Origin of the sequence: Burkholderia lata, assembly GCF_902499025.1 — a bacterium.
In the GTDB taxonomy this organism is placed as follows: domain Bacteria; phylum Pseudomonadota; class Gammaproteobacteria; order Burkholderiales; family Burkholderiaceae; genus Burkholderia; species Burkholderia lata_C.
Map to the genome: position 1 here is coordinate 1 of NZ_CABVPW010000085.1, position 8,833 is coordinate 8,833.

The following is an 8,833-nucleotide window of genomic DNA, read 5'->3' on the forward strand; positions in this document are numbered from 1 at the left end:
GGTCCGTCGCGTCGCCGGCTGCCGCGAGCGCGTGCTGCTCGCCCGACTGCGCGTTCGCGTTGGCCTGCAGCGCCTGCGCGGTGGCTTGCGCCGGCGCCTGCTGGGTGGCGAGCGCGCCCTTCGCGTCGGCGAGCGTGCGGTCGAAGGTCGGCACCTTCGGTGTCAGCGGCGCGGCAGTACCGGTCGCTGCGGTAGCGGCGGTCGCGGCGGGTGTCGACGCCGCCGTACCGGTCGCGGGCATCGCGATCGCGCCCGAGCCGCCCGTCAGCTTGGCGAGCGCTTCCTGCAGCGCATCGCGGCTCGACGCCGGGGTGGCGGCCGCGTCCTTTGCCGCGTGATCCGCCAGCGTGGCCGTGGCATCGGGCTGGCCGGACACGGCCGTCTTTTGTGCAGCGGCCGCGGCGGCTGCCGCATCGGCTGGCGTCGCGTTGTCCGTGCGCGCCTGCAGTTGCGCCTGCACCGCGGCGGCGGCCGCGAGTGCGGCAGCATCCGGGTTGGTCGCGGCGTTCGTGGTCGTATCGTCGGTCGCGTCGTCGTCATCGTTGGCGGACGGCTTCGTGCCGGCGGCCGGTTTCGACGCAACCTGTTTCGTCGACGTATCCGGCACGCCGAAATTCGACGCATCGCGACGGGTGGCGACGCTTTGCTTCAGCGTCTGCGCGAACGGCACGGCGGTCGAGGCGCTCGCGGCATCGTTGCCGGCGGCGCTGGACGAACCCGAGCCGCGGGCGGCCTTGAGTGCGGCGCCGGCGGTGTCGAGCAGCGCGCCGAGCAGGGGCAGGGGAGGCATGTCGGTTCTCTCGTTCGAATGCGGTGGTGTTACGACGAACGGGCCGCGTCGGCCCGCATGCGCAGGATTTTCGCGGCGTGTTCGTCGGCGTCGCGCTGTTCGCGCCGGGCCTCGCGCTTCGCTTCCTGCGCGACGCCGCGCGCCTGCAGGATTTCAAACGAGCCGACGGTGCGTTTCTTGTTTTGCCAGTTCGGGCGTGCTTCGTCGATGCGGACTTCGGCCGCGGCCAGCACGCTGCGCTGCTGCGCGATCGCGGCGTCGAGCGTGTCGATGAACGCCTGGAAATTGCGCCAGTTGCCGGCCGGCATCCCGTGCTGCGCCGATTGCGAGAAGCGCGCATGGTATTCGTCGCGGTAGCGCAGCAGCGCGTCGAGCTGCTCGGCGGCCGCGGTGCGGTCGCGCTGCGCGGTGCCGAGCTGCTTCGCGGCGGAGTCGAGATCGTCCTGCGCGCGGTCGAGCAGCAACTGAAGGGGAAAGCCGTGTGCCATCTGGATCAGCCTCCGTAAGCGTCGAACAGTGCATCGAGCCCGGCGAGGCTCGACGCGAACGGCGCGCATTCGCGAAAGCCCTGCTGCAGGAATGCCTCGATGCGCGGATAGAGCGCGATCGCGCGGTCGAGCTGCGCGTCGCGGCCGGGCGCGTACGCGCCGACCGCGATCAGGTCGCGATTGCGCTGGTAGCGCGACAGCATCTGCTTGAACTGCCGGACGTGGTCGAGATGCGTTTCGTCGATCAGCGCGGTCATCGCGCGGCTGATCGACGCCTCGATGTCGATCGCCGGATAGTGGCCGGCCTCGGCGAGCGTACGCGACAGCACGATATGGCCGTCGAGGATCGCGCGCGCCGAATCGGCGATCGGGTCCTGCTGGTCGTCGCCTTCGGTCAGCACCGTGTAGAACGCGGTGATCGAGCCGCCGCCTTCCGGCCCGTTGCCGGTGCGCTCGACGAGCGCGGGCAGCTTCGCGAACACCGACGGCGGATAGCCCTTCGTCGCGGGCGGCTCGCCGATCGCCAGCGCGATCTCGCGCTGCGCCATCGCGTAGCGGGTCAGCGAATCCATCAGCAGCAGCACGTGCTTGCCCTGGTCGCGGAAATACTCGGCGAGCGACGTCGCGTAGGCCGCGCCCTGCATCCGCAGCAGCGGCGACACGTCGGCCGGCGCGGCGACGACGACCGAGCGCGCGAGCCCGTCCTCGCCAAGAATCTGTTCGATGAATTCCTTCACTTCGCGGCCACGTTCACCGATCAGCCCGATCACGATCACTTCCGCGCTCGTGTAGCGCGCCATCGTGCCGAGCAGCACCGACTTGCCGACGCCGGAGCCTGCGAACAGGCCCATCCGCTGCCCGCGGCCGACGGTGAGCAGCGCGTTGATCGCGCGCACGCCGACGTCGAGCACGTGGTGGATCGGCTCACGTTCGAGCGGGTTGATCGAAGGCGCCGACAGCGGCGCGTCGACCTTCGACGCAAGCGGCCCGAGGCCGTCGAGCGGGCGGCCCGACGCGTCGACGACGCGCCCGAGCATCTCCCAGCCGACCGGCAGCCGCTTCGCGCCCGCGAGCGGATCGGCGACGGGCGCGCTTTCGCGCGGCCACACGCGTGCGCCGGGCAGGACGCCGGCGACGTCGGTGGTCGGCATCAGGAACAGGCGATCGCCGGCGAAGCCGACGACTTCGGCTTCCGCGTGCGGCAGCGTGCTGCCGGGCGGCAGTTCGATCGTGCATTCGGCGCCGACCGACAGGCGCAACCCGATCGCCTCGAGCACGAGGCCGGCCGCGCGTGTCAGGCGCCCGCACGGCCGCAGCGGCAGCGCGCGGTGGCTGCGCGCGGCGAGCCCGTTCAGGTGGGTGCGCCAGTGCGCGAGATGCGGGTTGTGCGGTGCGCGCGGTGCGGCGCCGGACACGTCGGCCGCCGCAGCGGCGCGGTGCGGGGTGGTGTCTTGTGCGGCTTCGGCTTCGTGCGCGGCGTCCGGGCCGAACGACGCGAGCGCGAGTTCGCGCTCGAGCGGCGTCATGCCGTCGTGCACGAGCGCCTCGGGCGGCCGCGTCACCACGTGCTTACCTTGCCGATCGCGGCCGCGACGCGCTGCCAGCGCGTGGGCAGCGTCGCGTCGACCTCGCCGGTCGCGGCGTGCGCGCGGCAGCCGCCGCGCTCGATCGACGCGTCGGTGTGCACGTTCCAGCCAAGCGTATCGAGATCGTCCTGCAGATAGGCTTCGACGACGGGCAGGTCGGCCGGATTCACCGCGAGATGCGGCGCGCCGGACAGCGCGGGTTCGGCCGCGAGCACGTCGCGCACGGCCGCAACCAGCGCGGCCGGGTCGTGCTTCACGTGCTGGCGCACGACCTGCTGCGCGATGTCGAGCGCGAGCTGCGCGATGTCGGCGGCGAGATCGTGCTCGACCGTCGACACGGCCTCGCGGAACGACGCGGCGAGTGCCGCGAGCTGTGCGGCCTGTTCACGCGCGTCGGCCTGGCCGACCTCGAACCCCTGTTCGCGGCCCTGCTCGAAACCGGCCTGGTAGCCGAGCGCCTGGCCTTCGACGTGGCCGGCCGCATGGCCTTCGGCGTGTGCGGCGTCGCGCACGCGCTGCAGTTCCTCGGCGAGCGCGGCGGCAGCCGCTGCCGCGTCGTCGGGCGGCGGCGGGGGCGGCGGCGGGTCGAACGACGCCATCTCCCACCGCTGGTAGGCGGTGAGGGTGCCCACGCGATCGCTCGCCGAATCAGACATACGCGTCTTCCGCCTTGCCGCCGATCGCGATCGCGCCGCTCTCGGCCAGGTTGCGCACGATCTGCAGGATGCGGCGCTGCTGTGTCTCGACGTCGGACACGCGTACCGGGCCGCGCGCGTCGAGATCCTCGGCGAGCAGTTCGGCCGCGCGCTGCGACATGTTCGCGAGGAACTTCTGGCGCAGTGCCGGCGGCGCGCCCTTCAGCGCGATGATCAGCGTTTCCGACTCGACTTCCTTGAGCACCATCTGGATCGCGCGATCCTCGAGGTCGAGCAGGTTCTCGAACACGAACATCTGGTCGATGATCTTCTGCGCGAGTTCGGCGTCGTACTGGCGCACGCTTTCGAGCACGCCTTCCTCATGCACGCTCGTCATGAAGTTCAGGATTTCGGCCGCGGTGCGGATGCCGCCCATCGGGCTGCGCTTCAGGTTGTCGCTGCCGGACAGCAGGCCCGTCAGCACGTCGTCGAGTTCGCGCAGCGCGGCCGGCTGGATGCCGTCGAGCGTCGCGATCCGCAGGATCACGTCGTTACGCAGCCGCTCGGTGAAGCACGACGCGATCTCGGACGCCTGGTCGCGGTCGAGGTGCACGAGGATCGTCGCGATGATCTGCGGATGCTCGTTCTTGATCAGTTCGGCCACCGCGCCCGAGTCCATCCACTTCAGGCCCTCGATGCCGCTCGTGTCGCTGCCCTGCAGGATCCGGTCGATCAGCACGCCGGCCTTGTCCTCGCCGAGCGCCTTGGTCAGCACCGAGCGGATGTACTCGCTCGAATCGAGCGACAGCGCGGTGTGCTGCTCCGCTTCCTTCGCGAATTCGTGCAGCACGTCCTCGACCTGCTCGCGCGTGACGTTCTTCAGCGCGGCCATCGCGGCGCCGATCTTCTGGACCTCGCGCGGCGCGAGGAACTTGAATACCTGCGCGGCCTCTTCCTCGCCGATCGACATCAGCAGGAGCGCGCTCTTGGTCAAGCCTTCAGCGTTCATCGGACACCCAGTTCTTCACGACGGTGGCGACGATCTTCGGATCCTGGCGGGCGATCGTGCGCGCGTAGTCGAGGTTGCGTTCGTAACGGTTCTTTTCGCTCTCGAACCCGAGCAGCAGCGAGTCGGATTCCTCGGCCTTCTCCGGTGCCGGCAGGCCGTCGAGCACGACCGGATCCTCCGGCGCGGCGAGCGCAGGCGCGACCGGCTCGGGCGGCGGGAACGCGCGGCGCATCGCCGGGCGCACGAACATGAAGTAGAGCGCCGCCGCGGCCGCCGCGATGCCGAGCCACTTCGCGGCTTCCTTCGCCATCTCGATCATGTCGGGCTGGCGCCACCACGGCAGGTCGGCGTACGGGTCGCTCGCGGTCGAGAACGCGCTGTTCACGACGTTCACCGAGTCGCCGCGCTTCTCGTCGTAGCCCATCGCATCCTTCACGAGCTGTTCGACCTGCGCGAGCTTCGCGGGCGGCAGCGGCTGCATCGTCACGTGGCCCTTCGCGTCGGCGATCGGCTGATAGTTGACGACGACCGCGACCGACAGCCGCTTCACGCTGCCCATCGGCTGCTCGAGATGGCGGATCGTCTTGTCGACTTCGTAGTTGGTCGTCTGGTCCTTGCGGTCGCTCACCGGCGTCGTCTGCGGCGCGTTCGGGCCGTTGCCGGCGACGATCGGCGCGGAAGCCGGCTGCGGCGGCGTGTTCGACAGCGCGCCCGGCACGCCCGACGCGCCACCCTGCGCGAGCTCGGTCGCGCTGCTGGTCTGCTGGCTGCGGATCGCGGATTGTTGCGGATTGCCGTTCGGGCCGTAGCTTTCCGACGTCTGCTCGACCTTCGAGAAATCGAGGTCCGCGCTGACCTGCGAGCGTGCGTTGCCGGCACCGAAGATCGGCGCGAGGATCGCGTCGATGCGCTTCTGCGTGTTGTGCTCGACCTGCTGTACGTACTTGAGCTGGCTCGCGTCGAGGCCGGATGCCGACGCGGTCTGGGTCAGCAGGTTGCCGTCCTGGTCGACGATCGTCACGTTCTTCGCGGGCATGTCGGGCACGCCGGACGACACCATCCGCGTGATCGCCTGGACCTGGCCCTCGTCGAGCACGCGGCCCGGGTAGAGGTCGACGAACACCGACGCGCTCGGTGCTTCCTTGTCGCGCACGAACACCGACGGCTTCGGGATCGCGAGATGCACGCGCGCGCCGCGCACGGCGTTGATCGATTCGATGGTGCGCTGCAGCTCGCCTTCGAGCGCGCGCTGGTAATTGATCTGTTCGGCGAACTGGCTGATGCCGAATTTCTGGTTGTCCATCAGCTCGAAGCCGACCGAGCCGCCCTTCGGCAGCCCCATCGCGGCGAGCTTCAGGCGCGTTTCATGCACCTGGTTCGACGGCACGAGGATCGCGCCGCCGGCATCGGCGAACTTGTAGGGAACGTTTGCCTGCTGGAGCGCGGCAATGATTGCACCGCCGTCGCGATCCGACAGGTTGCTGTACAGCACGCGGTAGTCGGGCGCGCGGCTCCACAGCACGAGCGCGGTGATGACGGCGACCGCGAACGCGACGGCGATCAGGAACGGCAGCTTCGGGTTGCCCTTCATCCGCGAGATGCCGGGAATGCGTTCCGCGAAGCCGCCAAGCCCGAAGTCCGCACCTGCGCCACCCGCGCCCGGCAACGCGGCGGCCGCGGCGGCGCCGGGCGCCGGGCTGGCGAGGCCCGCGCGGGCGTCTGGGTTGATCAGCGAGTTGGCCTGCGAATCCATGCGTCGAGTTTCTCCGGAGCGGGACGACTGAGCTCGCTCGGACGAGCGGGCGGACAATGACACGATGCGATTATCGTGACCCGGGCCGTACTCCGATCGACCGAAAAGAGCGGGGTTTCCCCCGTACTTTCTCGGCTTTGACGCGCGTCACGCTGCTATCCTTTTTCGGAATCCGGCATGGTGCGCGTGGTGCGGCGCCGGCGGATCTCCCGGTGCGACCGGGTCTCTTCTCTCAGTTTTGGGGACAGCATGACGGCGAACGTCAGCGGAATCGGTTCGGTGTTGCAACAGATGCAGTCGATGGCCGCGCAGGCGTCCGGCGGCGTCGCGAGCCCGGCGGCGGCACTGGCCGGCTCGGGCGCGGCGACGGCCGGCACGTTCGCCAGCGCGATGAAGGCGTCGCTCGACAAGATCAGCGGCGACCAGCAGCACGCGCTCGGCGAGGCGAAGGCGTTCGAGGTCGGTGCGCCGAACGTGTCGCTGAACGACGTGATGGTCGACATGCAGAAAGCCAACATCGGCTTCCAGTTCGGGCTCCAGGTCCGCAACAAGCTAGTGAGCGCTTACAACGACATCATGCAGATGTCGGTGTAGCAGGACGGCTACCCGGGGACGGCTATCCGGGGAAGGTGACCGGGGAAGGCCGCCGGGCGGGCCGGCGGGCCGGCTCTTTTGCGCCAGGCGGCATGCTCCGCTTGCCTAAAGCTTTCCAAATCCCTTCCGATAACTCCGGTGAAGGCCGCGTCGTGCAATGCACGGCCGCGGTTCCCGTATAGCCAAGGCATAACAAGGAGAAGCGCATGTTTTCCCCAGGACACGCTGGAGCCAGTGCATACGCGCGTGTCGGCGTCGAGACGGGGGTGATGGGCGCCTCCCCGCACCGGTTGATCGCGATGCTGTACCAGGGCGCGCGGCAGGCGGTTGCGCTGGCGCGCCTGCATTTGCAGCAAGGCAATGTGTCTGCGCGCGGCGATGCGATCGGCAAGGCGATCCGGATCGTCGACAGCGGGTTGAAGGCGTCGCTGAACCGCGACGCCGGTGGCGAGATCGCCGAGCGGCTGGACGCGCTGTATGCGTATATCAGCCGGCGTCTGCTCGAAGCGAATGCGCAGGCGAGCGACGCGATGCTGGTCGAAGTCGACGGGCTGCTCGCGACGCTCGAGGAAGCATGGACGGGGATTGCCCCGGAAGTCGCGCGGATGGCCGCGCAACAGGCAGTGGAAGCATCACGATGAATCGCAAGGCCGAATACTTCGAACGTTACGAGGCGCTCGCCGCCGTGTCGGGCCGGATGCTGGGCGCTGCCCGCAGCGCCGACTGGAGCGCGTTGCCGGGGTTGCAGGCCGAATTCATGTTGCTTGTCGACGGGTTGAAGGAGGCCGATCCGGGCGTCGTGCTCGACGAATCGGATCTCGGCCGCAAGCTCGACCTGATCCGCCGCATCCTGGCCGACGACGCCGCGATCCGCGATCTCGCGAGCCCGGACGTTGCGCGGCTGTCCGCGCTGTTCGAGGCGCGGCGCTCGACCAAGGTATTGACCGATCTCTACCGCGCGCGCGGGTAGGGCCCGTTTCCGGGGAAACGGGCGCGGGGGCGCACGAGTCCGCTGTGGCAGGCGCGCAGTTCCCGCGGGCGGCACCGATGTGCCGCGTCCGGATTCGCAACGAGGTGCAGGGTCTGTTTACATATGGAACGCGCATGCGAATGCCCGAAATCGCTCGCAGGGCAAGGAGTGAGGAGCGCCGTTTGGCCGAGCCAAACAAGCGACGAACGACGCCGCCATGCGGGCGATTTCGAGCATTCCCGTGACATGAATTTCTTAATTTGGGGTTGCCATGAGAACGGCCGCTCGCCGCGTTGCGCTCCTTGCGAATACGTCAGTATTCGCGGCGTCGCGCGCCTCGCGAGCGGCCGTTCTCGTGGCAACGCATGCGCGTTCCATATGTAAACAGACCCTAGGGTGAGCAGGCTCCGATCATGACCGGTATCGACTCCGTTGCGGCCGCACTGCTGGCGAGCCGCCTCGACAGCCTGCTGACCGGCACCGTGTCGGCGCCCGCCGGCGGCGGCGCAGCCTCGCAGGTCGGCACGCCGGGCACCGGCGCGTCGTCCACGCCGTCGGCCGGCAGCCCGCCCGCCGCACCGCCAGCCTCCACCCAGACCGCACTGTCCGATGTCGGGCGTGTGCTCGACGCGATCTCGCGCGCGGGCGGCGACTCGACGCCGGCCATTGCCGGGCGCGCGCCGCTGCTGGCCGATCCCACCGTGCTGCTGACCGATACGGCCGCGCCGGCTGCCGCGCCGGCCGCCGCCGATCCGGCTGCGTCTTCCACGCCGGCTTCCGCTGCTGCATCGTCCGCTGCGGCGGCACGTGAAGCGGCTGCGGCCCTGCCGGTCGCGGTGCTGCGTGCAGCGCTCGCGCAGGCCGTGAGCGAAAGCGGCCTTTTCTACGAATCCCATCTCGCGCAGTGGCTGGCCGGCCAGCGTCCGCTCGCGGCGCTGATGCGCGAGCCGCAGGCGCGCCTCGCGGCCGCGCTCGCGCCGGCCGACCCGGATGCCGCGCAGCACGGCT

8 protein-coding genes and 2 pseudogenes are annotated in these 8,833 nt (G+C 69.8%); 4 read left to right on the forward strand and 6 right to left on the reverse strand.

Annotated features, from left to right (window positions below):
• From BDI24065_RS40330 to fliF, 6 genes and pseudogenes are all read right to left on the reverse strand, one after another.
• Nucleotides 1-790: pseudogene (locus BDI24065_RS40330) on the reverse strand (flagellar hook-length control protein FliK); the annotation flags it as partial.
• A 29-nt stretch (nt 791-819) separates the two neighbouring features.
• Complete coding sequence (gene fliJ / locus BDI24065_RS40335) at nt 820-1,278, reverse strand: flagellar export protein FliJ (RefSeq protein ID WP_175035870.1); 459 nt, start codon at nt 1,276-1,278, stop codon at nt 820-822.
• A gap of 5 nt (nt 1,279-1,283) precedes the next feature.
• Nucleotides 1,284-2,804 (reverse strand): flagellar protein export ATPase FliI, encoded by a 1,521-nt coding sequence (gene fliI / locus BDI24065_RS40340; RefSeq protein ID WP_438820052.1) that lies wholly within the window; start codon nt 2,802-2,804, stop codon nt 1,284-1,286.
• A 32-nt stretch (nt 2,805-2,836) separates the two neighbouring features.
• Nucleotides 2,837-3,520 (reverse strand): flagellar assembly protein FliH, encoded by a 684-nt coding sequence (fliH, locus tag BDI24065_RS40345; protein WP_175035872.1) that lies wholly within the window; start codon nt 3,518-3,520, stop codon nt 2,837-2,839.
• Nucleotides 3,513-4,508 (reverse strand): flagellar motor switch protein FliG, encoded by a 996-nt coding sequence (fliG, locus tag BDI24065_RS40350; protein ID WP_122946491.1) that lies wholly within the window; start codon nt 4,506-4,508, stop codon nt 3,513-3,515. Before fliG ends, fliH begins: the two co-directional genes overlap by 8 nt.
• Nucleotides 4,498-6,261, reverse strand: coding sequence for a flagellar basal-body MS-ring/collar protein FliF (gene fliF / locus BDI24065_RS40355; RefSeq protein ID WP_175035873.1), 1,764 nt, complete (start codon nt 6,259-6,261; stop codon nt 4,498-4,500). The genes fliG and fliF overlap by 11 nt, the downstream gene beginning before the upstream one ends.
• 249 nt (nt 6,262-6,510) lie before the next feature.
• Here fliF and fliE point away from each other — a divergent pair, with 249 nt between their 5' ends.
• The 4 genes and pseudogenes from fliE to BDI24065_RS40375 form a co-directional block, all read left to right on the forward strand.
• A complete protein-coding gene (gene fliE, locus BDI24065_RS40360) occupies nt 6,511-6,855 on the forward strand; it encodes a flagellar hook-basal body complex protein FliE (protein ID WP_175035874.1) in 345 nt (114 codons plus the stop codon).
• A 206-nt stretch (nt 6,856-7,061) separates the two neighbouring features.
• The gene (gene fliS / locus BDI24065_RS40365) at nt 7,062-7,496 is read left to right on the forward strand and encodes a flagellar export chaperone FliS (protein WP_175035875.1); all 435 of its coding nucleotides are present in this window, start codon (nt 7,062-7,064) and stop codon (nt 7,494-7,496) included.
• Entirely contained in the window at nt 7,493-7,825 is a 333-nt protein-coding gene (locus tag BDI24065_RS40370) for a flagellar protein FliT (protein WP_175015377.1), read from the forward strand. The genes fliS and BDI24065_RS40370 overlap by 4 nt, the downstream gene beginning before the upstream one ends.
• A gap of 413 nt (nt 7,826-8,238) precedes the next feature.
• A pseudogene (locus BDI24065_RS40375) lies at nt 8,239-8,833 on the forward strand (flagellar hook-length control protein FliK); the annotation flags it as partial.

Bases quoted from the DNA above. Each gene is read 5' to 3' on its own strand.
- fliG (WP_122946491.1), bottom strand. From the start codon at position 4,508: ATGAACGCTGAAGGCTTGACCAAGAGCGCGCTCCTGCTGATGTCGATC.
- fliI (WP_438820052.1), bottom strand. From the start codon at position 2,804: ATGACGCCGCTCGAGCGCGAACTCGCGCTCGCGTCGTTCGGCCCGGAC.
- fliJ (WP_175035870.1), bottom strand. From the start codon at position 1,278: ATGGCACACGGCTTTCCCCTTCAGTTGCTGCTCGACCGCGCGCAGGAC.
- fliH (WP_175035872.1), bottom strand. From the start codon at position 3,520: ATGTCTGATTCGGCGAGCGATCGCGTGGGCACCCTCACCGCCTACCAG.
- BDI24065_RS40370 (WP_175015377.1), top strand. From the start codon at position 7,493: ATGAATCGCAAGGCCGAATACTTCGAACGTTACGAGGCGCTCGCCGCC.
- fliE (WP_175035874.1), top strand. From the start codon at position 6,511: ATGACGGCGAACGTCAGCGGAATCGGTTCGGTGTTGCAACAGATGCAG.
- fliS (WP_175035875.1), top strand. From the start codon at position 7,062: ATGTTTTCCCCAGGACACGCTGGAGCCAGTGCATACGCGCGTGTCGGC.
- fliF (WP_175035873.1), bottom strand. From the start codon at position 6,261: ATGGATTCGCAGGCCAACTCGCTGATCAACCCAGACGCCCGCGCGGGC.